The organism is Pseudomonas bubulae, from assembly GCF_900618535.1.
Lineage (GTDB): Bacteria > Pseudomonadota > Gammaproteobacteria > Pseudomonadales > Pseudomonadaceae > Aquipseudomonas > Aquipseudomonas bubulae.
Map to the genome: position 1 here is coordinate 374,777 of NZ_UYJA01000004.1, position 26,122 is coordinate 400,898.

General features: G+C 58.5%; 22 protein-coding genes and 1 pseudogene. 12 read left to right on the forward strand and 11 right to left on the reverse strand.

Annotated elements, in window-relative coordinates; all coding sequences use genetic code 11:
- Positions 1-39 precede the first annotated feature (39 nt).
- Positions 40-2,808, forward strand: coding sequence for a DNA polymerase I (gene polA / locus PPTH39_RS16300; RefSeq protein ID WP_094999676.1), 2,769 nt, complete (start codon positions 40-42; stop codon positions 2,806-2,808).
- 331 nt (positions 2,809-3,139) lie between these two features.
- On the opposite strand, the gene yihA is transcribed toward polA, so the two are convergent.
- Positions 3,140-3,790, reverse strand: coding sequence for a ribosome biogenesis GTP-binding protein YihA/YsxC (yihA, locus tag PPTH39_RS16310; protein WP_094999674.1), 651 nt, complete (start codon positions 3,788-3,790; stop codon positions 3,140-3,142).
- A gap of 190 nt (positions 3,791-3,980) precedes the next feature.
- Here yihA and PPTH39_RS23740 point away from each other — a divergent pair.
- The 7 genes and pseudogenes from PPTH39_RS23740 (at position 3,981) to PPTH39_RS16345 (ending at position 10,198) form a co-directional block, all read left to right on the forward strand.
- Positions 3,981-4,228, forward strand: a pseudogene (locus PPTH39_RS23740) (c-type cytochrome).
- Between the two features lie 46 nt (positions 4,229-4,274).
- A complete protein-coding gene (locus PPTH39_RS16320) occupies positions 4,275-4,895 on the forward strand; it encodes a c-type cytochrome (protein WP_094999673.1) in 621 nt (206 codons plus the stop codon).
- A gap of 200 nt (positions 4,896-5,095) precedes the next feature.
- Complete coding sequence (locus PPTH39_RS16325; RefSeq protein ID WP_130872198.1) at positions 5,096-5,734, forward strand: thiol:disulfide interchange protein DsbA/DsbL; 639 nt, start codon at positions 5,096-5,098, stop codon at positions 5,732-5,734.
- Between the two features lie 15 nt (positions 5,735-5,749).
- Entirely contained in the window at positions 5,750-6,628 is an 879-nt protein-coding gene (locus PPTH39_RS16330; RefSeq protein WP_130872199.1) for an endonuclease/exonuclease/phosphatase family protein, read from the forward strand.
- A complete protein-coding gene (locus PPTH39_RS16335) occupies positions 6,625-8,613 on the forward strand; it encodes a diguanylate cyclase (protein ID WP_130872200.1) in 1,989 nt (662 codons plus the stop codon). The genes PPTH39_RS16330 and PPTH39_RS16335 overlap by 4 nt, the downstream gene beginning before the upstream one ends.
- Before the next feature lie 271 nt (positions 8,614-8,884).
- A complete protein-coding gene (locus PPTH39_RS16340) occupies positions 8,885-9,286 on the forward strand; it encodes a hypothetical protein (protein ID WP_130872201.1) in 402 nt (133 codons plus the stop codon).
- A 132-nt stretch (positions 9,287-9,418) separates the two neighbouring features.
- Positions 9,419-10,198, forward strand: a complete 780-nt coding sequence (locus PPTH39_RS16345) for an N-acetylmuramoyl-L-alanine amidase (RefSeq protein ID WP_130872202.1) — start codon at positions 9,419-9,421, stop codon at positions 10,196-10,198.
- Positions 10,199-10,202: 4 nt separating this feature from the next.
- Here PPTH39_RS16345 and PPTH39_RS16350 read toward each other — a convergent pair whose 3' ends face one another.
- Together PPTH39_RS16350 and algB are read right to left on the reverse strand one after the other, a co-directional pair.
- Positions 10,203-11,993 (reverse strand): ATP-binding protein, encoded by a 1,791-nt coding sequence (locus tag PPTH39_RS16350; protein ID WP_094999668.1) that lies wholly within the window; start codon positions 11,991-11,993, stop codon positions 10,203-10,205.
- A gap of 7 nt (positions 11,994-12,000) precedes the next feature.
- The gene (gene algB / locus PPTH39_RS16355; RefSeq protein ID WP_094999667.1) at positions 12,001-13,347 is read right to left on the reverse strand and encodes a sigma-54-dependent response regulator transcription factor AlgB; all 1,347 of its coding nucleotides are present in this window, start codon (positions 13,345-13,347) and stop codon (positions 12,001-12,003) included.
- Between the two features lie 537 nt (positions 13,348-13,884).
- Between algB and PPTH39_RS16360 the strand changes: the two genes are divergently transcribed.
- The 4 genes from PPTH39_RS16360 (at position 13,885) to PPTH39_RS16375 (ending at position 17,680) form a co-directional block, all read left to right on the forward strand.
- On the forward strand, positions 13,885-14,169 hold the full coding sequence (locus PPTH39_RS16360) for a hypothetical protein (protein WP_094999666.1): 285 nt from the start codon (positions 13,885-13,887) through the stop codon (positions 14,167-14,169).
- 82 nt (positions 14,170-14,251) lie between these two features.
- Positions 14,252-14,416: a DUF1328 domain-containing protein gene (locus PPTH39_RS16365; protein ID WP_019828122.1), complete on the forward strand. Its 165-nt coding sequence runs from the start codon at positions 14,252-14,254 to the stop codon at positions 14,414-14,416.
- A gap of 610 nt (positions 14,417-15,026) precedes the next feature.
- A complete protein-coding gene (gene gltP, locus PPTH39_RS16370; RefSeq protein WP_130872203.1) occupies positions 15,027-16,346 on the forward strand; it encodes a glutamate/aspartate:proton symporter GltP in 1,320 nt (439 codons plus the stop codon).
- Positions 16,347-16,450: 104 nt separating this feature from the next.
- Positions 16,451-17,680: a nucleoside recognition domain-containing protein gene (locus PPTH39_RS16375; RefSeq protein WP_094999664.1), complete on the forward strand. Its 1,230-nt coding sequence runs from the start codon at positions 16,451-16,453 to the stop codon at positions 17,678-17,680.
- 102 nt (positions 17,681-17,782) lie between these two features.
- Here PPTH39_RS16375 and PPTH39_RS16380 read toward each other — a convergent pair whose 3' ends face one another.
- From PPTH39_RS16380 to PPTH39_RS16415, 8 genes are all read right to left on the reverse strand, one after another.
- Positions 17,783-18,412 carry a class I SAM-dependent methyltransferase gene (locus PPTH39_RS16380; RefSeq protein WP_095017892.1) on the reverse strand — a complete coding sequence of 210 codons (630 nt, stop codon included), beginning with the start codon at positions 18,410-18,412 and terminating at the stop codon, positions 17,783-17,785.
- Positions 18,413-18,453: 41 nt separating this feature from the next.
- On the reverse strand, positions 18,454-19,098 hold the full coding sequence (locus tag PPTH39_RS16385; protein ID WP_094999662.1) for a methionine ABC transporter permease: 645 nt from the start codon (positions 19,096-19,098) through the stop codon (positions 18,454-18,456).
- Positions 19,088-20,209: a methionine ABC transporter ATP-binding protein gene (locus tag PPTH39_RS16390; RefSeq protein WP_095024836.1), complete on the reverse strand. Its 1,122-nt coding sequence runs from the start codon at positions 20,207-20,209 to the stop codon at positions 19,088-19,090. Before PPTH39_RS16390 ends, PPTH39_RS16385 begins: the two co-directional genes overlap by 11 nt.
- Positions 20,210-20,211: 2 nt before the next feature.
- A complete protein-coding gene (locus PPTH39_RS16395; RefSeq protein WP_094999660.1) occupies positions 20,212-21,003 on the reverse strand; it encodes a MetQ/NlpA family ABC transporter substrate-binding protein in 792 nt (263 codons plus the stop codon).
- Between the two features lie 113 nt (positions 21,004-21,116).
- Positions 21,117-22,478 (reverse strand): LLM class flavin-dependent oxidoreductase, encoded by a 1,362-nt coding sequence (locus tag PPTH39_RS16400; RefSeq protein ID WP_094999659.1) that lies wholly within the window; start codon positions 22,476-22,478, stop codon positions 21,117-21,119.
- A complete protein-coding gene (locus PPTH39_RS16405) occupies positions 22,478-23,674 on the reverse strand; it encodes an SfnB family sulfur acquisition oxidoreductase (protein ID WP_094999658.1) in 1,197 nt (398 codons plus the stop codon). The genes PPTH39_RS16400 and PPTH39_RS16405 overlap by 1 nt, the downstream gene beginning before the upstream one ends.
- Before the next feature lie 14 nt (positions 23,675-23,688).
- Complete coding sequence (locus PPTH39_RS16410; RefSeq protein WP_095023164.1) at positions 23,689-24,930, reverse strand: SfnB family sulfur acquisition oxidoreductase; 1,242 nt, start codon at positions 24,928-24,930, stop codon at positions 23,689-23,691.
- Positions 24,931-25,103: 173 nt separating this feature from the next.
- A complete protein-coding gene (locus PPTH39_RS16415) occupies positions 25,104-25,913 on the reverse strand; it encodes a hypothetical protein (RefSeq protein ID WP_130872204.1) in 810 nt (269 codons plus the stop codon).
- Positions 25,914-26,122 lie beyond the last annotated feature (209 nt).

The window sequence follows — 26,122 nt, forward strand, 5'->3', positions numbered from 1 at the left end:
ATTCTAGCGCCGGACTCGCCGAAAAGGTTGATCCTGCTCATGAGCCAAGCTCCCCTCGTCCTGGTGGACGGTTCTTCATATCTGTACCGCGCCTTCCACGCGCTGCCGCCGCTGACTACGTCCAAAGGGCTGCCGACAGGCGCCGTGAAGGGCGTATTGAACATGCTCAAAAGCCTGCGCAAGCAGTATCCGGACAGCCCGTTCGCGGTGGTTTTCGATGCCAAGGGCGGGACATTTCGCGATGACATGTACGCCGAGTACAAGGCCAACCGCCCGAGCATGCCCGATGACATGCGGGTGCAAATCGAGCCATTGCACGCCAGTGTGATTGCGCTGGGTTTCCCCTTGCTGTGCGTTGAAGGCGTGGAGGCCGATGATGTCATCGGCACGCTGGCCCGCAGCAGCGCCGCGGCAGACCGACCAGTGGTCATCTCCACCGGTGACAAGGACATGGCCCAGCTGGTTGATGGCCACATCACGCTGGTTAACACCATGACCGGCAGCGTGATGGACATTGAGGGCGTTAAAGAGAAATTTGGCGTATCGCCCGAGCAGATCATCGACTACCTCGCGCTGATGGGCGATTCGTCTGACAACATTCCAGGCGTACCTGGTATTGGTCCCAAGACAGCGTCCGGCTTGCTGGTGGGTGTAGGCGGTGGTTTGGTCGATCTGTACGAAAAGCTCGATATCGTGCCGACCCTGCCCATTCGCGGCGCCAAAAACTTGCCTGCCAAACTCGAAGAACATCGCGAAATGGCGTTTTTGTCCTATCAATTGGCGACGATCAAGATCGATGTGCCGCTGGATATCGGCCTGGAAGACTTGCACCTCAAGGCGCCTGACTGCGAAAAGTTGATTGAGCTGTACACCGAACTTGAGTTCAAAAGCTGGATTGCCGAAGTTGAGCGCGAGGCCAAGCGTGCCGGGCAGGTGATTGTGCATGAGGCTCCTGAAGCGCCCGCCGAAGCGGAGCAACAGTACGAGACCATCCTCGATCAGGCTCGCTTTGATGTATGGCTAAAAAAACTCAACGACGCCAAATTGATTGCCTTTGATACCGAAACCACCGGCCTGGACGCGCAGCAAGCGCAGCTGGTGGGCCTGTCGTTCGCGGTCAAGCCTGGCGAAGCGGCTTACATTCCATTGACCCATTCCTACATGGGCGTACCCGAGCAACTGGATCGCGACACGGTATTGCGTGCCCTCAAGCCGCTGCTGGAAGACCCGAGCAAAGCCAAGGTCGGACAACACGCCAAGTACGACATGAATATTCTGGCCAACTGCGCCATCGGTGGCGATCAATCCTGCGGGATCATGGTTCAGGGCGTTGCCTTCGACACCATGCTTGAGTCCTATGTGCTCGACTCCACGGGCAGCCGCCACGATATGGACAGCCTGGCCCTCAAGTACCTGGGCCACACCACCACCAGCTTCCAGGACATTGCCGGCAAGGGCGTCAAGCAACTGACCTTCGACCAGATTTCCCTGGAGCAGGCCGGCCCGTATGCGGCCGAAGATGCCGACGTGACCTTGCGTTTGCACCATGTACTGCACGAAAAACTCGCAGCGATCCCTAGCCTCAACAGCGTATTGACGGACATCGAGATGCCGCTGGTGCCGGTACTGGCGCGTATTGAACGTCAGGGCGCGCTGGTGGATGCCAACCTGCTGGGTATCCAGAGTGTTGAGCTGGGTGACAAGCTGGTTGCGCTTGAGCGTGAGGCTTTTGCCATTGCCGGTGAGGAGTTCAACCTGAGCTCACCCAAGCAACTGGGTGTGATCCTGTATGAAAAACTCGGTCTGCCAATCATCAGCAAAACGGCCAAAGGCCAGCCTTCGACTGCCGAAGCCGTGCTGGCGGAACTGGCCGAGCAGGACTTCCCGCTACCCAAGGTGCTGATGCAGTACCGCTCCATGAGCAAGCTGAAAAGCACCTACACCGATCGCCTGCCTGAGCAGATCAACCCGCGTACGGGCCGTATCCACACCTCCTACCACCAGGCCGTCACGGCGACCGGTCGTTTGTCTTCAAGTGATCCAAACTTGCAGAACATTCCGATCCGTACCGCCGAAGGTCGTCGGATCCGTCAGGCCTTTGTGGCCCCTAAAGGCTACAAACTGCTGGCGGCCGACTACTCGCAAATCGAGCTGCGGATCATGGCCCACCTGGCCAAGGACGAAGGTTTGCTGCATGCCTTCCGCAACAATCTGGACGTGCACAGCGCCACCGCTGCCGAGGTGTTCGGGGTTGATCTGGCGGACGTCACCACCGACCAGCGCCGCAGTGCCAAGGCCATCAACTTCGGCCTGATCTACGGCATGAGCGCCTTTGGCCTGGCCAAACAGATCGGCGTCGACCGCAAACAGTCGCAAGCCTATATCGACCGTTATTTCGCACGTTACCCGGGCGTGCTGGACTACATGGAGCGCACGCGCACCCAGGCTGCCGAGCAAGGCTATGTCGAGACCATTTTCGGTCGTCGCTTGTACCTGCCGGAAATCAACGCGAAAAACCCGGCGCTGCGCAAAGGCGCCGAACGCACGGCAATCAACGCACCGATGCAGGGCACGGCAGCCGATATCATCAAAAAAGCCATGGTGTCTGTGGATAACTGGCTCAGCGCCTCAGGCCTCGATGCCCGCGTCATCCTGCAGGTACACGATGAACTGGTGCTAGAAGTGCGCGAAGACCTGGTGGACCAGGTGCGTGATGAAGTGCGGATACACATGAGCGAAGCGGCGAAGCTGGATGTGCCGCTAGTGGTTGAAGTAGGCGTGGGCAACAACTGGGATGAAGCGCATTAATGAGGGAATGTGGGAGCGGGCTTGCTCGCGATGCAGGCGACGCGGTCTGTCGCAATGACCGCGTTGATGCCATCGCGAGCAAGCCCGCTCCCACACTAAAAATTTATTGCTGCTGCAGAGACCGGGCTTATTCCAAAGAGTTTTTAAGCTCCCGGAACTAAATCTGCCAACACCACTCAGATTTATTGAATGGGTGGTGAAGCCCTTCAAAGCTCCTAATGTTGTGTTAAGTGTTGGCAGATACCTGAACCCCGCCCTAGCGGTTCAGTACTTGAACCCCGGACCTCCTTCCCCCCATGCGAAGTCCGGGTTTTTTTTTGCCTGCGATTTGTTACTCGTCAGCTTCAACCAGTTCTTCGCCTTTGTTCGGCAATTCCATCCAGCGTGCCAGCACGGTGTACGCCTCTTCCAGGCCCATGCGCTTTGGCGTGGAGAACAACTGGATGGTGACGGCATCGCCCCATTGCTTGCGAATGTCCGACTGGATTTTAAGCAGCGTATTTTTTGCAGCGCCGTACGTCAGTTTGTCGGCTTTGGTCAGCAAAATGTGCATAGGCATGCCGCTGGACACGGTCCAATCAAGCATCAAAAGGTCGAAATCGGTCATTGGATGACGGATATCCATCATCAAGATCACACCCTTGAGGCTTTCACGGCTGCCGAAATATGCTTCAAGGTGGCGCTGCCAGTGCAATTTCAGCGGGATCGGCACCTTGGCATAACCGTAACCTGGCAAGTCGACCAGGCGACGTTCTTCGTCCAGTTGGAAGAAGTTCAGCAACTGAGTGCGGCCCGGAGTTTTCGACGTGCGCGCCAGGCTGGCGTGGGTCAAAGTGTTGAGTGCACTGGACTTGCCGGCGTTGGAGCGCCCGGCAAACGCGACTTCGTAGCCTTCGTCATCGGGGCATTGATCGACTTTGGCAGCGCTGAGCATGAAGGTGGCCTGTTGGCACAGACCGAGAATGGGGTTCTTGAGTTGCATGGGATTTCCGATGTGAGCGGCGTCAGGAATGGACGCGGCGAGCGTGTCGTTTCCGTTTCAGTGACGCCAGTATATAATGCCGCAGATTTTGTGTGCGCTTTGTCCCAGCGTAGGATGAAGAACACGGGAGCAAAAAACCCAGGTTGCGCATTAGAACGCAGCAGGCTCCCAACCCTGAAAAGGTCGTTTTATGACTGCTGGTGACGGTGTCTTGATGCCACGTTACAGCATTCAGGCTACACAGGATCCGGAAGCCGTGTACAACCGCGTTTGTATTGTCTGCCATGCTGGTCAGCTAATAGGCCAAGGTAAGAGCAAGGTATGTAGGCGCTGGTACGACATGTGACCCAGGGTTTCAAGGCGATGCCGCCGCGTGGTTTGTGCATGGACTGCAGTGTCGAGGATTACCGAACTGTCCTACAGTGGATAAGCGAGTGAGCCCGGCCCATAACTCTTTAACCCTTAGCCGTAGTTGGATTAGCTGATGAACAAATTACTCGTGAGTCTGCTGTTGACCTTGGGCGTCAGCGGTATTGCCCAGGCTGCTAGCACCGCTGTGGTAGGTGATGCTGCTGCAGGTCAGGCAAAAACCGCTGTATGTGGCGCTTGTCACGGTCCGGACGGCAATAGCATGGCCCCAAACTTCCCCAAGCTGGCCGGGCAAGGTGATCGCTACCTGCTCAAGCAGTTGCATGAAATCAAGGACGGCAAGCGTCAGGTGCTGGAAATGACCGGCCTGCTGGCGAACCTGAACGATCAGGACCTTGCCGACATCGCGGCCTACTACTCAAGCCAGAAAGGTTCGGTTGGCGCTGCTGACCCGGCCCTGGTAGCCCAGGGTGAGGCCCTGTTCCGTGGTGGCAACCTTGAGAAAGGCATGCCAGCGTGCATCGGCTGCCACTCGCCAGACGGCCAGGGCCTTGCCGCTGCCGGTTTCCCGCACCTGGGCGGCCAGCACGCCAGCTATATCGAGAAACAGCTGACAGACTTCCGTGAAGGCGACCGCACCAACGATGGTGACTCGATGATCATGCGCGGCATCGCGGCCAAAATGAGCAACAAGGACATCAAGGCGCTGGCCAGCTATATTCAAGGCCTGCACTAAGGTCTGTACGGTCGGCGGGGCCAGGTCTTGAAACCAGAGGTCACGTTAACGATCGTTTAATCCTTGAATGTGAACCTCAAAGGGCAGCTTCGGCTGCCCTTTTGCATCGCGTCTACAGTTACACTATCGAACTCAAGCCAGCATGGACCTGTCTGAATACAGGTCACGTTGATATGACCTTATCTGTCCAGGAGTAAAGCATGCGTAATCTGATTCTCAGCGCCGCTCTCGTCAGTGCCAGCCTGTTTGGCATGACCGCTCAAGCTGCCGAGCCGCTTGAAGCGGGCAAACAATATGTAGAGCTGAGCAGCGCCGTTCCGGTTGCCGTGCCTGGCAAGATCGAAGTGGTCGAGCTGTTCTGGTATGGCTGCCCGCATTGCTTTGCATTCGAGCCAACCATCAATCCCTGGGTAGAAAAACTGCCCGCCGACGTGAGCTTCGTGCGTATCCCTGCCATGTTTGGCGGGATCTGGAATGTTCATGGCCAATTGTTCATCACCCTTGAAGCCATGGGCGTTGAAAACAAGGTTCACAAAGCCGTGTTCCAGGCCATCCACGACGGCAAGAAGCTGGCAACCCCAGAAGAAATGGCTGATTTCCTGGCCGGTGAAGGCATCGATAAAGACAAGTTCCTGAGCACTTACAACTCGTTCGCCGTCAAAGGCAAAGTTGAAGACGCCAAGAAGAAGGCACAGGCCTATCAAATCTCCGGCGTACCGACCATGGTCGTCAACGGCAAGTACCGCTTCGACCTGGGCACTGCCGGTGGCCCTGAAGGCGCTTTGAGCGTGGCTGACCAGCTGATCGCCAAAGAGCGCGCAGCGGGCGCAAAAAACTAAGCGGCGCCCTCGCCCATGCTCCGCTGGAAAGGCGAGCGAAGTGTTGGTCTGCATGAGCCGCAGATCAACGAAGATCATCTGGCGTCCTGCGGGATGCCGGATGATCGACGTTTACGACTGCTCAGTTTCAATATTCAGGTGGGTAACAGCACCCAGGGTTACCGGCATTACCTGACCCGCAGTTGGCAGCATGTGCTCCCCCATAAGGGGCGGGCCGGTAACCTGGAGCGTATTGGTGACCTGCTCGGCGACTTCGACCTGGTCGCCCTGCAAGAGGCCGACGGTGGTAGCCATCGTTCTGGCTACATCAATCAGGTCAAGTATCTTGCCCAGCAGGGCGAATTTCCCTACTGGTATCAACAACTCAATCGCAATCTCGGGCGTCTGGCCCAGCACAGTAATGGTGTGCTCAGCCGGTTGCGCCCTGCCGCGATTGAAGATCATCCCTTGCCCGGCCCTGAGGGGCGTGGTGCGATTCTGGTGCGCTTTGGTGAAGGCCCCGACGCTTTGGTGGTCGTGGTCATGCACCTGGCGCTGGGAACCAAAACCCGTACCCGGCAGCTGGCCTATATTCGCGAGTTGATTGGCGACTATCAGCACCAGGTGTTGATGGGCGACATGAACACCCATGCCAACGACCTGCTGCACACCTCGCCACTGCGGGACCTCGGGCTGCTGGCGCCGCAAATGGAGGCCACCTTCCCCAGTTGGCGCCCGCAACGTTGCCTGGATCATATTTTGCTCAGCCCAAGCCTGACCCTTGAGCGCGTCCAGGTACTGGATCAGCCTATCTCGGACCATCTGCCGGTAGCCGTCGATATCCGTCTGCCAGGCTCTGTCGGCGTCGACTCCCAGATCGCGCTGCGCCCGCCTGACAACGGGGCGAAGGCATGAGGGACGAGGCCGCGCGCTGGAAAGAGAAATACCTTAAAAGCGTGGAGCTGCAAGACAAGCTTGAGCGCCGCTGGAATGCCCGCCTCGACTTGCTGCGCCGTGGCCTGGTGCGTAGCACCCTGGCCGCTGAGGGCACGGACCGCACGGTCGACCAATGCATGAAAGAAATGCGCGAAGCGGTGCGCACCAATGAGATGGACGCCGCCCTTGCCGCCTTGCTCCCGCGCCTTGAAAAAGCCGTGCTCGACTCCGAGCAGCGACGTGAAACCCGGGTTGAGCAAGTCAGCGCAGCGCTCAATACGCTGGTCACCCAACTGCAGGCCCTGCCACTGCCCCGTGAGGTCAGCAAGCCGCTCAAGGCCTATGCCAAACAGCTCGAAAACCGGGTGACGCACGCCCGAGAAATACCGCTGCTGCTTGGTGAGCTGAGTCACTTGCAAGGGCAGGCACTGGCGCCGCAACTCAATGACGCCCAGCCGCCCAAGCCGGGCTTGTTACAGCGATTATTTGGTGCACAAGACGCTGAAAAGGCACTTGGCGAAGCGACTGTGGTTCCGATTCCGGTTGAGACTCAGGCGCCGCGACCGGCTGCGCCGAACAGCGTGGTCCCAGCGCATGTTGCCGAGCCGCCGGCAGTACCCACGCCTCAGCCTGAACCGGTAATTGTTGAAGCCGAACCACAGCCCTTGCCGCCCGTTGCTACGGCTGACGATGACGCCCAGGCGCTTGCCGAGCCGCCCCCTTCGGTACCTCTAGAGGCTCAAGAGCATGCATCCAGCGGTGCACTTGAGTCAGTGGTCGCGATGGTTGAGGCCGAAAATGATCAAGCCCGGGATTTCGTTGAGCAGTCGCCGCTCGACGAACAGACTGAGCTGGCCGAAGTCGATGCTGTCTATGCCTTGCCTGATGCCCCCGAGCCAACCTACAGCAGCGTGGCCGAGCACATTGAGTCCACACTGCTCGGGTTGTTGAGCGGCCTGTCGCTGCCTGAACACCACAGGCCACAGGCCGAGGCCATGTGCCGGCGTCTGGAAAAAGGGCTCAACTGGTACGAATTACTGCCGATCCTCGACGATCTTGCGGTTTTGATGCTGGCCATCACTGACAGCGGCCAGCATGAGTTCGAGGCTTACCTCAAACAGCTCAATGAACGCCTGGAGTCATTTCAGAACAACCTCCAGGCGGCCAGCGAGGGTCATGCCGAGGGTCGATCCGCCGCCGACGACTTGCACAGCCAGCTGCGCGAACATGTGGACGGTTTGCAAAACAGCGTGCAGGACGCCGTTGACCTTAACAGCCTCAAGCACCTGCTGGAAAATCGTCTCGAAGGACTGCTGGGCACGATGGACCAGCACCAGCAGCAGCGCATCGCCCGTGAACAGGAGGTCTCGGCCCACCTCCAGGGGCTGGCCGAGCGTATCGCGAGCATGGAACAGCAGGCCCAGGGCTATCGCGAGCATCTTGAAGAACAGCGCCAAAAAGCACTGATAGACCCCCTGACCGATCTGCCTAACCGGGCGGCATGGGGCGAACGCCTGCAATATGAAGTCGATCAGTGGCAAAAAAACGGTAATCCTCTACTGATTGCCATGCTCGACCTCGATCATTTCAAGCGTATCAATGATGGTTACGGCCACCTGGCGGGCGACAAGGTGCTCAAGATCATTGCCACCCAGTTGCGCAAGCATCTGCGGCCGATCGACTTTATTGCCCGCTTTGGTGGCGAAGAGTTTGTGCTACTGATGCCCGATACTCCGTTGAGCGCAGGTTTGCATCTGATCGAGAAGCTGCGGGCAGCAATCCAGGCCTGCCCGTTCCACTTCAAGGGCGAACCCGTGACCATCACCACGTCTATCGGTGTATCCGCGTTCAGGCCGGGTGATCGCAGTGACCATGTGCTTAAACGGGCTGATGAAGCACTGTATCGGGCCAAACGGCGTGGACGTAACTGCGTGGAGCCTCAAGCAGCGACTATTGAAACTTGATATTTATTTGTCGCTTTATGTAGTTACTTTCTAGACAGCAAGTAGTCCCTGTCGGTATTTAAAATTAATTAACGGATTTCCTCGCGGCTTTCTTGACGGGTTGTGAGTGGGCGACTTATATAAAATAACAGACCGGCTTGGTTACCCGACAAGTAACGACGGCACTGTAGACATCTCATTATCAAACCCCCATCGACAATGCCGCCGGGCACTGCAGGCTCTAGCCCGGTGGTATAAAGCCAGTACGGTGTACGGCCGTAAAAGGTAGTGTATGAAAATATTGATTTACTTGTTATCTGTGTTCTTTTTGATCACGGACTCTGTTTCGGTAAGTGCAGCCACTAAAACCCCGATCTATTCGGCCTCCATTAACAAGGATGGAACACTGGCCGCACAATCGCCGCACTGGATTGAAAGTATTGAATACTCCAGCCAACCCGATTATGCAGCCAGTTATAAAGTTAATCTGATGCCCGATGCCTTTCAAAAGGAGCCAAAATTTTGTGTGGCATCGACTTACGACAATTCAAGCTATGAACATACCCTTTATGGCATCGCCAAATTGTCGAGCAAACCGACCCGATCCGAAGTGAATGTTATAGGCTTGATGCTAGGTGCCAACGGGCCATCCGGGGATTCATCGATGAGTTTTTACCTGGTGTGCGGCAAATAAATCACCTTACGAAGGCTGCGACCCTGTTGGTGTTTACAAGGTCGCAGCCCTTGTCTTCATCCGGTACAGCTGCACGACACGGGCGGTAAGGTATGCTTGCCTATTAATTGCTCAGTCGTGTTGTTCTCGCCCATGAAATTCTCCGCCCTGATCTTGTCCCTTGCCCTGCTGGCCGGTTGCAGCAACGGTCTGCGCATGGACACCAGTCATCCTTCGATCAACCACGACAGCCGCGTGCAGTTTGTGGTGCTTCACTACACCTCAACCTCGCTGGAGCGCTCCCTGGAGCTGTTAACCCGCGGTCCGGTCAGCAGCCATTACCTGGTCGGGGATACTCCGCCGACCATTTACAAACTGGTGGATGAAAACCAGCGCGCCTGGCACGCCGGTGAAAGCCAGTGGAAGGGCCGCACCTGGCTGAACTCCAGCTCCATCGGCATTGAAATCGTCAACAAGGGTTTTCGCGATACGCCCGAAGGTCGAGTCTGGTACCCCTATACAGAGGGTCAGGTCCAGTCGGTTATCGCACTGCTCAAAGATATTTCAACCCGCTATCAGATCGACCCGCGCAACATCATTGGCCACAGCGATATCGCGCCCTTGCGCAAGCTGGATCCGGGCCCGCTGTTTCCCTGGAAGCGCCTGGCCGACGCTGGCTTTGGCATCTGGCCAAACGCCCGGGCCGTAGCCCGGGAGCAAGCACTGTACGCCAGCAACTTGCCAAGCATCACCTGGTTCCAGCAGCAACTGGCGCTTCTGGGCTACGAAACCCCGCAAACTGGAGAGCTGGATGTCGCCACTCGTCACGTTCTGGCCGCCTTCCAGATGCATTTTAGGCCTTCGCGATACGATGGCACTCCGGATGCTGAAAGTGCGGCCATTTTGAAAGTGCTGAACACGCAAAAGGACTGATGAGCTAGAGCAATGGCAGGGCCATGTAAAATTGTGTGCCTTGCCCTGGACGCGAATACACCCCAATGCGCCCGCCATGCAGTTGCACAATCTCTTTGCACAGTGCCAGCCCAAGGCCGGCGCCACCCTTTTTGCGCCCCACTTGCACAAAGGGCTCAAAAATCCGCCCTTGTTGGCTATAGGCAATGCCTTCGCCATTGTCTTCGATGCTGATAATCACCCGTTCCCCATGGCGCCTGGCCTGCAGGCAGATCTGCCCGCCACTGGCGGTGTGGCGCAAGGCGTTGTCCAGCAGGTTGTCCAGCACCCGCTCCAACTGGGCCTGATCGGCCCGCAACTCAGGTAGCGGTTGTTGCAGCTGCACCAGCAGCTCGACATTTTTTACCCGCGCACGGTCGGCGAAACGGACACGGGCGTCCTCGAGCATGTGTTCGACACTGCAGGGGGCCAGCGTCAGCTTCTGCATGCCGTTTTGATAGCGGGAGAAGTTCAGCAGGTCATTGATCAACTGCATCAGGCGCTGCATTTCTTCGTTGACGGTGTTGAGCAGGTCGGTTTCCCGTGACTGGGGATCAAAGCGTGAACGCTCCAGAAACAACCCGAACGCCATATGCATGCCGGTGACGGGGGTGCGCAACTCATGGGAGGCCCGCAACACGAACTCGCTGCGTACCCGCTCAAAGGCACGCTGCTCGGTGACGTCGTGCAGCACCATGACGGCGCCGAGGATAGGCCCCTTGGGCTGGCTCACCGGGGTCAAGCTGTAGGTCAGGAGTCGGGTTTCGCCTTCAATGTCGACGCTCAAGTCTTCCGGCAAGCGCTCAAGACTGCCTCCGCGCAGTACTGTTTGCAGTTGCTGGTCGAGTTCCGGACGTTGCAAGGCCTCACCCAGCGACTGCCCCAATCGCCCTTCATCCCAACCCAGCTGGCGCTGTGCGACGGGGTTCAAGTGCTCCAGCCGGCCTTGCTGATCGATCATCAACAACCCGTCATCGATACTGTCGAGTACCGCTTGCAGCCGCTGCTGGCCCGCCAGCAGCTCGTCGATGTTGGTTGCCTGATGCTGGCGCAATGCCTCGGCCATAATCCCAAAGCGCCGCGTCAGCAGGTTCATCTCTGTGGCCGAGGAGAGCGGCAACACCACTTCGAAATTGCCTTTGCCAATGTTATCCGCGGCCTTGGCCAGTGCCTCGATCGGGGCACCAAAACGCCTGGCAATACCGTGGGCAGTGATAAAGCCGATGATCAGCACGGCAATGCCGACCAGGCCGAGCAAGGCGGCGACAACCAAGGCGCGATCCCGGGCTGCGGCCTGGGCAGCATATATGGTGTCGAGCGCACGACGGTGTTCGGTAATCAGACCGTTGCGCAGTTGATTGAAGCGGCTGGTCAGATCCTTGTCATTGCTCAGGTTCAGTTGCGCGTCGCTGGCCTTGTTGAAGGCCAGCAAAAAACTGCTGTAATCCTCCCGGGCCTGGGCAAAACCGCTATGCAGATTGTTTTTACGCTCATGCTCGATGCCCTCGTCGAGCAGCTTCAAATACTCCCGGGCTGATGACTTCAGCGCTTCAGGATCTGGCTGGTTGTGCAGCATCATCACCAACTGATCGCCCAGCGACTGACGCAGTTTCAGGCCCAGATCGAGGGTAATGAAGTTGTTACGAATCAGCGCTTCCTGGGTTTTCGCCATTTGCATCACGCTGACGACGCCAAGCAACAGGCCAAGCAGCGCCACCGTGATTAACGCGGAAATGCTCAGGAACAGGCGGGTGCGCAGCTTGATCGCAAGTTTCATCGCGGGCTCACAGGTTGTACTGCTTACGTTTGCGGTACAGCGTCGAGGCATCGATACCCAGGGTTTTTGCTGCCTGATCCAGGGTTTCACTGGTGGCCAGGACGGCGCCGATATGGGCTTTCTCCAGTTGATCGAGGCTCAGAGCAGCACCAATGCGCGGGGCGTTGGGTACCGTTTGTTCCGCCATGCCCAGATGGCTGACTTCAACCACTTCCTGCGGGCAAATAATACTCGCGCGCTCAACCACATTGCGCAACTCGCGGATATTGCCCGGCCAACGGTAATTGGCCAGGGCCCGGCGGGCTTCCTCACTGAAGCCGCGGGCAGGGCGAGCATATTCCTTGACGAAACGGGCCAGGAAACGGTCGGCCAGGGTCAGGATATCCTCACTGCGCTCGCGCAGCGGCGGCAAATGCAGGGTGATCACGTTGAGACGGTAGAGCAGGTCTTCACGGAAGCGGCCATCGCGCACCATGTCCTCAAGGTGGAGGTTGGTGGCGGCCAGAATCCGTACATCGGCGCGGCGGGTAACGGGGTCGCCGACGCGCTCGTATTCTTTGTCCTGAATAAAGCGCAGCAGTTTTGGCTGTAGGGCCAGCGGGAAATCGCCGATTTCATCGAGGAACAAGGTACCGCCATCGGCCTGATTCACCCGGCCCAGGGTGCTTTCGCTGGCACCGGTAAAGGCTCCACGGGTATGGCCAAACAGTTCGCTTTCCATCAGCTCGGCCGTCAGTGACGGACAATTGATCGTGACACAGGACTTTTTCGCCCGTTTGCTCCAGCCGTGGATTGCGCGTGCCAGTTCCCCCTTACCGGTACCCGACTCGCCCAGAATAAGAATATTGGCATCCGTACCGGCCACCTGGCGGGCGGTTTCGAGCACCGCCATCATGGCCGGGCTATGGGAGTCGAGGCCTTCTTTGGGCTTGCGTACTTCACCCTCCAGGGCTTCAAGCCGGGCCGCCAACTGGCGCACTTCCAGTTGCTTGGCCGTGGCCAGCCTTAGCTGGTCGGGGCTGCACGGCTTGACCAGATAATCGGCGGCACCTGCCTGGATCGCATCAACGGCTGTATCGACGGCCGAGTGGGCAGTGACTATCACAACACGCATCCACGGCGCCTGGATACGCATTTGAGCCAGCACATCCAGACCGTTGTCTTCGCCCAGGCGCAGATCGAGAAAACACAGATCAAACACCTGTCGTTGCAGCAGTGCGTCGGCCTGCGCTGCGCTGTTGGCGGTGGCGACAGTGTAGCCCTCGTCTTCGAGGCAATAGCGGAATGTACGCAGGATGGCGGACTCATCGTCGACCAGCAGAATGCGGCCCTGTTGCTCTTTGGCTGAATCCATTTCCTACGTTCCTTTATATGTGGTCTTGGTTAGTGTCGGAATAATCGGGCAAGTTGCATGATTTTTCTGATTGATTCCGAGGCTAGCACCGAAGGCTCTGGCCTGCATAAGGTAACTGGCTGATTTTGCGGCTTTTTGCGTTGAGTCGCAGGTCGAAATTAATCCCTCTCGCAGCAGCTGACTCGCGGAGCAAGGCTGCGTCCGACGGCGAAGCCGTCGTAAACCCTGAAAACCGGATTTTACTGGCACACCGTGGTGTCTGATTTGCGACGGCTGTGCCGCCGCACGCAGCCTCGCTCCGCGAGTCAGCTGCTACGCGACGTGTGGTATCCCCTGATCGTGCAGAACGCCCGACCCGCAGGCCGGGCATCGTGCAGGTTGCGCGTCAAATCCATCCGAAAAAATAGATAACATATTGATTTATAACGGTTTTTTATTTTGCCAAAAGCTGGCACGGCCCCTGCAATTACCCTTGTACAGAGCGTCGCACAGAGCGGCTCAACCTCACATTGACCACCGGGTGGCAGGAGTTTGAACATGAATATTCACGAATTCTCCAACTTGCGTGTTTCGTCATTGCATCTGCAACAAGGTCTGTTCGCCAGCCTTGCGTTGTCGGTGACCCTGATCGGTGGTCAGCAGTTGGGCCGGTTGGAGCAAGCACCGCAGCCGGTTGCCGCTGCACAGCACTACATCGCTCCCCAGCAGCACTTCAAGGCATTTGGCCCAGTGTCTGATACCACTGGCCGTTACGAACTCGCAGCCTCGGACGAAACCCAAATCGCCCGCTCGCAACCAGCACCTGAACGTTGGGTGTTTTAAGTGTTCACAACCTTGAGGCCCTGATCGGGCGTCGAGACACACCCTCATCACCCTGTTTCGCACAGTAATAAGGAGAATCACCATGTTGAGTTGGGCCATTACCTTCCTGATTATCGCCATCATCGCTGCTGTCCTGGGCTTCGGTGGTATTGCGGGCACCGCTACCGGCATCGCCAAGATTCTCTTTGTCGTGTTCCTGGTGATGTTTGTGGTGTCCTTTATCTTTGGTCGCCGCGGTCGAGGCTAGAGATGACCGCCCCCTCCTTTAAGGCTACGGTCGCTGTCCTGGTAACGGGCGGCGGCCGAGGGGCATGAAACCGGTTACATGGATGCAGGCAGCCAAGGTTCTACCTTGGTTTTTTTGTGCCCGGAGAAAATCTTTCGGCGGCTGTAATGCCTTATCAGGGTTCATTTTTTTGAAAACAAATGTGGCCTGAACAGCACTTCGAAACGTCGACCGTATATCGACTTGTAGAAAAATAGCCCGGACTTATATCTGATTTGTGTTGTCGGATATTTCTTGGATATAAGCGGCTTAATGCCACCCCCTCCTTAGCCAAAAAGACCTTGAAACAGCCGGTCTACGGCACTTATGTCGTCTATTCTGTGGATTCTCAGGAGGGGCGATTTGAGGTCTTGTCGGACAAAACCCATGCCGATTCGGCATAGGGTAGGCGTTTACGGCATTAGACGGCCACCTCATGCATGGGAATAGTTGCGCCTTTTTTCGCCTGCCAAAGAGCCTTTCTGGCTCGGTTTGGGCGACCTTCTACGGGGGTGGCGGTTTCTGCTTTTTGCGCTTTCAAGCGCTCTATTCAGAGCCTCTGCCCGAGTCCACTTGAAGTAAGGGTAATGACATGAAGAAGGCAAAACTTAGCCTCGCCTGGCAGATCCTGATTGGTCTGGTCCTCGGGATTGCAATCGGCGCGCTGCTTAACCATTTCAGTGCTGAAAAGACCTGGTGGATCAGTAACGTTCTGCAACCTGCCGGCGATATCTTTATCCGTCTGATCAAGATGATCGTAATCCCAATCGTGATTTCTTCACTGGTTGTCGGGATTGCAGGCGTGGGAGATGCGAAGAAACTCGGTCGTATCGGTTTTAAAACCATCATTTACTTCGAGGTGGTCACCACCATCGCGATCCTGGTCGGCCTGGTGCTGGCCAACGTGTTCCAACCCGGTGCCGGTATCGACATGAGCACCCTGGGCACGGTCGATATTTCCAAGTACGCAGCCACGGCAGCTGAAGTCACGCATGAACATGCGTTTATCGAGACCATCCTCAACCTGATTCCATCGAACATCTTCGCGGCCATGGCTCGCGGTGAGATGTTGCCGATCATCTTCTTCTCGGTGCTCTTCGGTCTCGGTTTGTCGAGCCTGAACGCCGAACTGCGCGACCCGCTGGTGAAAACCTTCCAGGGCGTGTCCGAGTCGATGTTCAAAGTCACTCACATGATCATGAACTACGCGCCAATCGGTGTGTTCGCCCTGATCGCCGTGACCGTCGCCAACTTCGGTTTCGCCTCGCTGGTGCCTCTGGCCAAGCTGGTGCTGCTGGTTTACGGCGCCATCCTGTTCTTCGCCGTTGCGGTGCTGGGCCTGATTGCCAAGCTGTTCGGCTTCTCGGTGTTCAAGCTGATCCGTATCTTCAAGGATGAACTGGTTCTGGCTTACTCCACCGCCAGCTCCGAAACCGTGCTGCCACGCGTGATCGAGAAGATGGAAGCCTACGGCTGCCCGAAAGCGATCTGCAGCTTTGTGGTACCGACCGGCTACTCGTTCAACCTTGACGGCTCGACCCTGTACCAGAGCATCGCGGCAATCTTTATCGCCCAGCTGTATGGCATCGACTTGTCGATCAGCCAGCAACTGCTGCTGGTACTGACCCTGATGGTGACCTCCAAAGGCATCGCCGGTGTACCAGGCGTATCCTTCGTGGTACTGCTGGCGACCCTGGGCAGCGTGGGTATCCCGCTGGAAGGCCTGGCCTTTATCGCCGGTGTTGACCGTGTGATGGACATGGCCCGTACGGCCCTGAACGTGATCGGTAACGCCCTGGCGGTACTGGTAATCTCCCGTTGGGAAGGCATGTACGACAACGCCAAGGGCGAGCGCTACTGGAACTCGCTGCCGCACTGGCGCAGCAAGGAAGCCCTGCCAAAAGGTGAGTAACCTCGCCTGGTAGCGCAACTCCCACAAACCCCGGCCCTGGCCGGGGTTTGTTGTTTCTGGGGGTAGGCCGCTATCATTCGCATCATCTTCCAGGAGTTTTCTTGATGCTCAACGGCCTATGGCTCAGCTTTTTCGTCGTCGCTACGGTGTCGGCGCTCGCCCAATGGCTGGTGGGGGGCAACGCGGGGATCTTCTCGGCGATCGTGGAAAGCATCTTCGCCATGGCCAAGTTGTCCGTCGAAGTGATGATCTTGCTCTTCGGCACCCTGACGTTATGGCTCGGCTTCCTGCGCATTGCCGAAAAAGCCGGCATCGTCGATTGGCTGGGCAGGGCCCTGGGACCTCTGTTCAAGCGCCTGATGCCGGAAGTCCCGCCTGGGCATCCGGCGCTGGGCTTTATCACCCTGAACTTCGCCGCCAACGGCCTGGGGCTGGATAACGCGGCCACGCCCATCGGCCTCAAGGCCATGCGTGCCCTGCAAGAGCTCAACCCGAGCCCGACCAGTGCGAGTAATGCACAGATCCTGTTTCTGGTGCTCAACGCCTCGTCCCTGACCCTGCTGCCGGTCACTATCTTCATGTACCGTGCCCAGCAAGGGGCGCCGGACCCGACACTGGTATTCCTGCCGATCCTGCTGGCCACCAGCGCCTCGACCCTGGTCGGCTTGCTGTCGGTGGCCATTGTCCAGCGCCTGCGTCTGTGGGACCCGGTGGTGCTGGCGTACCTGGTGCCTGGCGCGCTGATCCTGGGCGGTTTCATGGCATTGCTGGCGACCCTGTCAGCCACGGCGCTGGCCAGCTTGTCGTCGATCCTGGGCAACCTCACGCTGTTCGGCCTGATCATGCTGTTTCTGGTGATCGGGGCGCTGCGCAAGGTCAAGGTCTACGAAGCGTTTGTGGAAGGGGCCAAGGAAGGCTTCGACGTCGCGAAAAACCTGTTGCCGTATCTGGTGGCGATGCTGTGCGCGGTGGGTGTGCTGCGTGCTTCCGGGGCACTGGATTTTGGCCTGGACGGTATTCGCCATGTGGTTGAGTGGCTGGGTTGGGATACGCGCTTTGTCGATGCGCTGCCAACGGCCATGGTCAAACCCTTTTCGGGCAGTGCGGCGCGGGCCTTGCTGATCGAGACCATGCAGACCCAGGGTGTGGACAGCTTCCCGGCGCTGGTGGCGGCCACGGTGCAGGGCAGCACGGAAACCACGTTCTATGTGCTGGCGGTGTACTTCGGCGCCGTGGGCATCCAGCGTGCCCGGCATGCGGTGGGTTGCGCCCTGCTGGCCGAGTTTGCCGGCGTGGTGGCGGCGATTGCGGTGTGCTACTGGTTCTTCGGCTAACCCAGGCCACCTTGTGGGAGCGGGCTTGCTCGCGATGGCATCACCGCGGCCACGCAGGTAAACCGTGTTGCCTGCATCGCGAGCAAGCCCGCTCCCACAGGTTTACAGGGTTTTACGCCACACACTCACCAGCCACGGTTGCTGGTCACGGGGCAAGCCCGCCGGGCGGTAGTAGTGCTCCAGCTCGGCAAACCCTGCAGCCGTCAGCATCGTCCGCCAGTTCTGCAGATCGTGATAAGCCCCGTAACGCTCACCGTTCCAGCCTTCGCGGTTGTCGCCGCGCGGGTTGGAACTGAGCAGTACGCCGCCGGATTTCAGGGCTGCATGCAGCTTGCCCAGCACCTGACCCAGTTCCTGGGTCGGCACATGGAACAACGAAGCATTGGCGAAGATGCCGTCGAAGCGTTCAGCGGGCAAGTCGAGCTTGAGGAAGTCCTGGTGCCACACTTCACAGCCGCTGTCTTCGCGGGCCATTTGGGTGAAGCGTTCGGTGCCGTCCAGCCCGATTGCCACATGCCCGAGGCGGGTGAAAGCCTGCAGGTCGCGACCCGGCCCGCAGCCGAAATCCAGGACAGTGAAGGGCGCCGAACCTTGAATATGACGCAACAGGGCGTCGATGTTCTGGCTCACGTCATGGTCGCGGGTGCCTTCACGGAAGCCCTCGGCGCTCTGTTGATAGTGGCTCAGGGTCGTGGCGGCAATCTGTTCGAGAGTTTTTGCATCGAGGGTCATCGCAGGCTCGGTCGGCGGCAGGGCTGGCCGCCGACTATACCTCAGCGTTTGTTCAGTGCCAGGGCCAGGCGGTCACCACCCAGCTGAATCACGGCCACCAGAATCACCAGCAATACGATCACGGTCAGCATCACCTGCGAGTCGAAGCGCTGGTAACCATAGCGGTACGCGATGTCACCCAGCCCGCCGGCACCAATCGCACCGGCCATGGCCGACGAATTGATCATCGTCACCAGGGTGATGGTAAAACCGCCGACGATGCCGGGTAAGGCTTCGGGCAGCAGTACGTGCCAGATAATGTGATGGCGCTTACAGCCCATGGCTTGGGCGGCTTCAATCAAACCGTGATCCACCTCACGCAGGCTGACTTCAGCTATGCGTGCAAAAAACGGTGTGGCGGCGATGGTCAGCGGTACGACCGCCGCCCATACGCCGTAGGTAGTGCCCACAATCAGGCGGGTGAACGGGATCAATGCCACCATCAAAATCAGAAACGGGATTGAACGGAACAGATTGACGAACGCACCCAGAGCCTTGTTCAGTGTGGGGGCTTGATAAATCCCGCCTTTGCCGCTGGTGACAAGGATCACCGCCAGCGGTATGCCCAGAACCAGCGCGATCAGCGACGACACACCGACCATCAGGAAGGTGTCGATCACCCCCTGCCACAAACGATCAAATCCCATAGCCCACTACCTCGACCTGTTGTGCCCATTGCCCGGCCCGTTTGCGCAGCTCTTCGGCGCCCAGCGAAGTGCTGGTTACGCTGAGCAGCAGTTGCCCCAGGGCATGCCCCTGGATGTGTTCGACGCCGCCGTGGAGCAGCCGCACTTGCCCTCCCAGCGCGCTGAACAGCGCTCCCAGGTCGGGCTCTTGGGCCAGCCGGCCGGTAAAACGCAGGCGCAAGATCACGCTGGCTTGTGCGGACTGTGCCTGCGCCGAAATACGGTTACGCAGCGCTTCAGGCAGGGTCGCCTGCAAGGGCGCCAGCAGGGTCTTGCTGACGTCATGCTGAGGATCGCCGAAGACCTGCCACACAGGGCCTTGCTCGACCACGCGACCTTGCTCCAGTACCACTACGCGGTGACAGATATCACGAATCACGGCCATTTCATGGGTAATGAGGATGATGGTCAGGCCCAGGCGCTGGTTGATTTCGCGCAGCAGACCGAGGATCGACTGAGTGGTTTCGGGGTCCAGGGCCGAGGTGGCTTCGTCGCACAGCAAAATCGCCGGATCGTGCACCAGCGCACGGGCAATGCCCACACGCTGTTTTTGCCCGCCCGACAGTTGCGCCGGGTAAGCCGTGTGCTTGCCTTGCAGGCCAACCAGCTCCAGCAGCTCACGCACCTTCTGCTCCCGTTGCAGCTTGGGCACGCCCGCCACCTTGAGTGGCAACTCGACGTTCTGCCATACGGTTTTGGCCGACATCAGGTTGAAGTGCTGGAAGATCATGCCGATCTTGCGCCGCAGCGCCACCAGCTTGTCTTCGTCAAAGCTGGCGATATCGACCTGATCGATCAGCACGCGGCCGCGGGTAGGCTGTTCGAGGCGGTTGATGGTGCGAATCAACGACGACTTGCCAGCACCGCTGCGCCCGATGATGCCGAAGATCTCCCCGCGCTGGATTGCCAGATCAATACCCGTGAGGGCATCCACAGGGCCCTGGCGGCCGTCATAGGTTTTGCCGATACCGATAAAACGCACATGGGCGTGGCTCAACTCAGGGTGCAGCTCGGTGTGGTTGGCGCCGGGCTGCGGCTGATCGAGCCGCTCGCGAGCAATGGCCACATTCATGGTCAGCCTCCCCAGCCGGGCTGGTACAGAGTGCCGTAGGTCTTATCCAGCGCAGCTTTGACTACTGGCGAGTGCTGATAGATATCGATAAATTTGGCCAGACGCGGGTCGTCTTTGTTCTTGGGCTGGATCACGAACTGAATCACATACTCGGGGTGGTCGATGCCGTCGAACAGCAAGGCCGACTCGGCATCGAAGGTTTTCGACAGGCGAATGTAGGCTGGATAACCCTGCACCAGGTCGGCATCGTCGTAGGCGCGTACCAGTTGCACGGCCTCAACCTGCAGGATCTTGATCTTTTTCGGGTTGGCGATGATGTCCTCTTCCGTCGCCTTGTAACCAACGCCCGGCTTGAGTGTAATCAGCCCGGCCTTGGCCAGCAGTTGCAGGCCACGCCCGCTATTGATCGGGTCATTGGCAATGGCAACAGTTGCGCCTTCAGGCAGGGCGTCGAGGCTTTTGTATTTTTTCGAGTACAGGCCCACGTTGTTGATGATGCCTTTGGCGTAGGGTGCCAAATCGAACCCGGCGGCGGCCTTGGCGTTTTCCAGGAACGGGATGTGCTGGAAGTAATTCACATCGATATCGCCGCTGGCCAGGCTGACGTTGGGTGCGATCCAGTCGGTGAACTCCACCAGCTCGACCTTGAGCCCTTGCTTGTCGGCCTCGGCCACTGCGGTTTCCAGGGGAATGGCGAACGCGGCGGTGGTACCGACCTTGAGCGGCTTGTCGGCCGCGTGGAGCAAACCGCTAAACAGCCCGAGGGCCAGAACCAGTGCGTGTTTTTTGTTCATGATAATTGCCCAGTCAAAGAGTCGGAATTCGAACCCTGTGGGAGCGAGCCTGCTCGCGAAAGTTTGGCAGTCCTGCAAGCTTCGCGAGCAGGCTCGCTCCCACAAAAGAACAGTTATGCGCTGTGCCTGAAGGCCGCACCTGTATGGCGTTGCGGCAAGTGCGCATCGCCTTCCACAAACAGCTTCTGACGCAGGCTGCCAGTGTCATAAGCGGTTTTATAAGAGCCCCGGCGCTGCAGTTCGGGGACCACCAGGTCGATAAAATCGACGTAGCTTTCAGGGGTGACGATGCGGGTCAGGTTGAACCCGTCCAGGCCGGTTTCTGCAATCCAGGATTCCAGCTCGTCGGCCACTTGCGCAGGCGAACCCACCAGCGTGATGTAACGCCCGCCCAGGGCGTGCTGTTCAAGCAGCTTGCGCCGGGTCCAGTCGTTGTTTTGCAGCACTTTGGTCGCGGACTGGATCGCGTTGCTCTTCACGTACTGGATCGGCTCGTCCAGTTCGTAATCGGCAAAGTCGATACCCGTGGAGCTGGAAAAGTGCGCCACGCCGGCTTCGGCACTGGCATAGCTCAGGTACTCGTCACGCTTGGCCAGGGCCTGGGCCTCGGTCGGCGCCACGATCACGTTGATCCCCATAAACAGCTTGATGTCGTCCGGGTTGCGGCCCGCAGCCACAGCGCTGGCGCGCACCTTGTCGACCTGGGCTCTGGTCGCTGCCTTGGTCTGCCCGCTGATAAACACGCACTCGGCATGGCGACCGGCAAACACCAGGCCGCGATCCGAGCTGCCCGCCTGAAACAGCACCGGGGTGCGTTGCGGCGACGGTGCGCAAAGGTGATAACCCTCCACCTGATAGAACTCACCTTCGTGTTTGATCTTGTGCACCTTGTCGGGCCGGGCATAGATGCGCCGGGCCGGGTCATTGAGCACGGCGTCGTTTTCCCAGCTGCCTTCCCATAGCTTGTAGAGCACTTGCAGGTACTCATCGGCCTGATCGTAGCGCCGGTCATGCTCGACCTGTTCGGTCAGGCCCATGGCTTTGGCTGCACTGTCGAGGTAGCCGGTAACAATATTCCAGCCCACGCGACCGCGGGTCAGGTGGTCCAGGGTCGACATGCGACGCGCGAATAAATACGGCGTTTCGTAGGTCAGGTTGGCGGTCAGGCCAAAACCGAGGTTCTTGGTGACGGCAGCCATCGCCGAAACCAGCAGCAGTGGATCATTGACCGGTAGCTGGATCGCCTCTTTGAGCGGCATATCAACCGATTGTTGATAAACGTCATACACGCCCACGATATCGGCGATAAACAGCCCGTCGAACAGCCCGCGTTCCAGCAGCTGCGCCAACTCAGTCCAGTATTCAAGGGTGTTGAAGGTGGTCGAGTTGTCCCGTGGGTGGGTCCACAGACCGTGGTTGATATGACCAATGCAGTTCATGTTGAAGGCATTGATCAGAATCTTCTTTTTGCTCATCAGATGGTCCCCCGCAATGGCGGGTTGGCATCATTTAGGTAGTAATTGCCTACCGCGTGGTACTTCCAGCGCACCGGGTCATGCAGGGTGTGCACGCGGGCGTTGCGCCAGTGACGGTCAAGGCCGTGCTCGGCCAGCGTGGCCTGGCTGCCGGCGAGCTCGAACAGGGTGCTGCCGGCGGCCAGGGAAATTTCTGTACTCAGGGCCCGGGCTTCTGCGATGGCAATCGAGGCTGCGGCGACGGTGCTGGCGCTGGTGTTGCTCTGAGCAATATCCAGAAACGCTCCGGCACGTTCCAGCAGGGCTTCGGCGGCATGCAGACGTACGCTCAAATGGCCGAAGCTTTTGAGGGTCAGCGGGTCTTCGCTGGCGATATCCGTAGTGGCATCGATCCAGGGCCGGGTTTTGCTGCGCACAAAATGCAGGGCGTCTTCAAAGGCGGCGCGGGCGATACCGGTATCGATGGCCGCGTGAAGGATCTGCGCCAGCGGGCCAACCGGGGTCGGACGCTCGAAGGCGCTTTGAAACGGGATCACGTCTTGTGCTGCGACCAGTACGTTGTCGAAAACCACCGAACCGCTGCCCGTAGTGCGCTGGCCAAAACCGCTCCAGTCGTCGATCACGCTTAGGCCATCGCTGTCGCGGCGCACGAATGCGAGATGCTGGATGCCGTTATCGTCCACAACCGAGGTAGGTATCCGCTGTGCATACAGTGCGCCAGTGGCGTAGAACTTGCGGCCGGTGATGCGGTAGCCGTGTTCGGCCTGGGCCAGATGGGTGGTGCGATCGTGTGCAGTCTTGGTGCCGATTTCAGCCAGGGCATTGCCGAAGCGCTCTCCGGCCAGCACCTCGGCATAGAGCCGCTGCTTTTGCTCGTGTGTGCCATTGACCCGTAAAACTTCGAGTGCATAAAAGTGGTTTTGCGGGATTTGCCCCAGAGAGGCATCGGCCGCAGCGATCAGCGCGATCACTTGCGCCAGGGTGACGCTGGACACGCCTGCGCCGCCGTAGGCCTTGGGCACGGTGATGCCCCACAGGCCGGTATGGGAAAACAGCTCAAGCTCATCAAACGGCAAACGCCGCTCACGGTCGCGCAGGGCACTGTCGCGTTTGAAAAACGCCGCCAGTTCACGGGCTACGCTCAGGGCCTCGGCATCGCTGTGGATAACCGGGACCTGTTTGGATATCAGTGACATGGGTGTCTCCAGGGTCAGATCCAGGAATGCCGGGCAGGCAGGGTGCCGTTGAGGCGATACGCGCCGATGGCGTGGTATTTCCAGCGCACCGGGTCGTGCAGGGTGTGCACCCGGGCGTTGCGCCAGTGGCGGTCGAGGTTGAACTCGGCAAGGCTGGCGCGGCTGCCGGCCAGTTCGAACAATTTTTCGCTGGCCAGCAGCGACAGCTCGGTGCTCAGCACCTTGGCTTCGGCCACCGCAATCGATGCGCGGGCAGCGCCAGGGGCGTCGATCGCTGCCGCGCTGACTTCGTCCAGGACGCGTCCGGCTTTGCGCAACAAGGCTTCGGCTGCGTGCAGTTCAATGTGCAGTTTGCCGATATCGGCAATCACATAAGGATCATCGCTGTTGCGTTCGACCTTGGCGTCGATCCACGGGCGTGAGCGCTCGCGGACAAAACTCAGGGTGTCGGCAATGGCACCGCGGGCAATGCCCAGGTCAATGGCGGCCTGGATCAATTGCGACACGGCGCCTTGAATGTTCGGAGCATCGTTGAGGCGCGAACTGTCGACCACCTGTTCGGCTTCCACCCGCACGTTGTTAAGTAATACGGTGCCACTGGCGGTGGTGCGCTGACCAAAACCGGACCAGTCATCCACGACGCGCAAGCCTGGTGTACCGCGACGAACGAAGGCCATGACCTGTCTGCCTTCATCGTTGACGGCTTTTACCGCAATCCAGTGGGCGAACAGGGCGCCGGTGGAGTAAAACTTCTGACCGTTAATGGCGAAGTCGTCGCCATCGGCGATGATCCGGGCCTTAATGTCCAAGGTGTTTTTGCTGCCGCGTTCCGGGCCCGCATTGCCGATGCGCCAGCCTTGCAGCACGCTGGAGAACAGTTGTTCTTTTTGCGCCTGGGTGGCCGTGGCAGCGATCAGGCTGAGAATGCCAACCTGATTTTGCGGGATTTGCCCCAGCGCCGGATCGGCAGCCGAGATGATCGCGAACACTTCAGCCAGGGTCACAAATGACACCTGGGGGCCGCCAAATTCGCGGGCAATGGAAATACTGCCCAGGCCGCTGCGGGTGAAGGCTTCTATGAGCGACCACGGCAGCTTGCGTTGCTGGTCGCGTTTGCCCGCGTGTTCGCGTGCACTGGCTGCCAGTGTGTGTGCGGCTTCAAGGGCTTCGTTGTCGGTGCGCAGAACCTGCGCTGCCAGCAACAGAGGCGCGACATCCTGGTCGCTTTGCAGGTGTGCATTGGCCAAGCTGGACATTAGTTGCGCTCCTTGGCTGCACTCAATGCCCTGGCGTTATGCACAAGGGTGATTGTGTTACGGACCATACCTACCTCACGTTTCATGGGAGCGCCGCTCGTGCGGCGCGGATAAAAGCTGAGAGTCCGGTGGTCCGGTTCATATACCCTAATCGAGTATAAAAATTTTAAGAACTAACTTTTAGGAATATGGATAGACGATTCCCTGGCTCCCTGCTCCTGGTTACGCCAGTTGGAACGGGGCTCTGCGGCGTGCAGTACCTCCCTCGGGGCAGGGTTGAGATAGAGCTTGGGAGCACCTACCTTGAGCACTCGCGCCGGTGCCCAGCGCGAATTGTTGCCCACGCGGTCGATCACGCAGTAGGTGACTTCCAGCTTGGCGTCTTCGCCAGCCTCCTGGATGATGTGGGGGGGCACGAACACGCTGACGGGTTTGTCGATATCCACTTTGCGCAGTTTGGGCAAATCCAGGCGTACATCCCCCCAGAGCAGGGTGATGGCGTCATTGTTGGCCATGTTGCGATAGGGTTCGATACTCACCGGGACACCGCGTTTCATCTGGCTTGGGTTAACCCCGTAGCGCTGGATGGGCTGCGGAATTACAAGCGGGGCCAGGCCCTGGTTTTCGTCGCCAATGGCTTCGCCGCCAGGGCAGTCAAGTTTGACCAATATTTTAAGTTGCGCAGAAAGAACCGGGCTGCTGCCGATATGCATCACCCGGTAGTAAAGGCGCGCCGTACCATTTTGAATAAAACTCTCTGGCACTCTTAACATGACAGGCTGGCCAATACCGGCTTTGAAAATCTGCCGCGAGGCGACATAGCACCCATCCCAGTACAACTCGACAAGGTCACCTTCTTCCATGTTCTTGTAAGGGTTTATTGTAATAAGCAAGTGCTCGGCCGCGCGCGCGCACACAGTATGCCTTGCGGGGTTTGAAAGTACGGGCGGAGGGAGTTTGTTGAAACATGAGGTAAAGGGCATATTTAAAGATTCCTTTTCAGTATGTAAGGGAACGGTACACGTCTGCGCAGACCGGCCCTCGCTTTCAGCACCGAGTACTGGCCGCACATGGTTAACGCGATAAATATTTGCTTTTTGACAAGTGGCTGGGCTCGATTATTTTTATTAGATAAGAGTCTGTGGGTATGAGTGTCAAGGGCGAACAGAAGTAATATAAATGTCCCTGAATT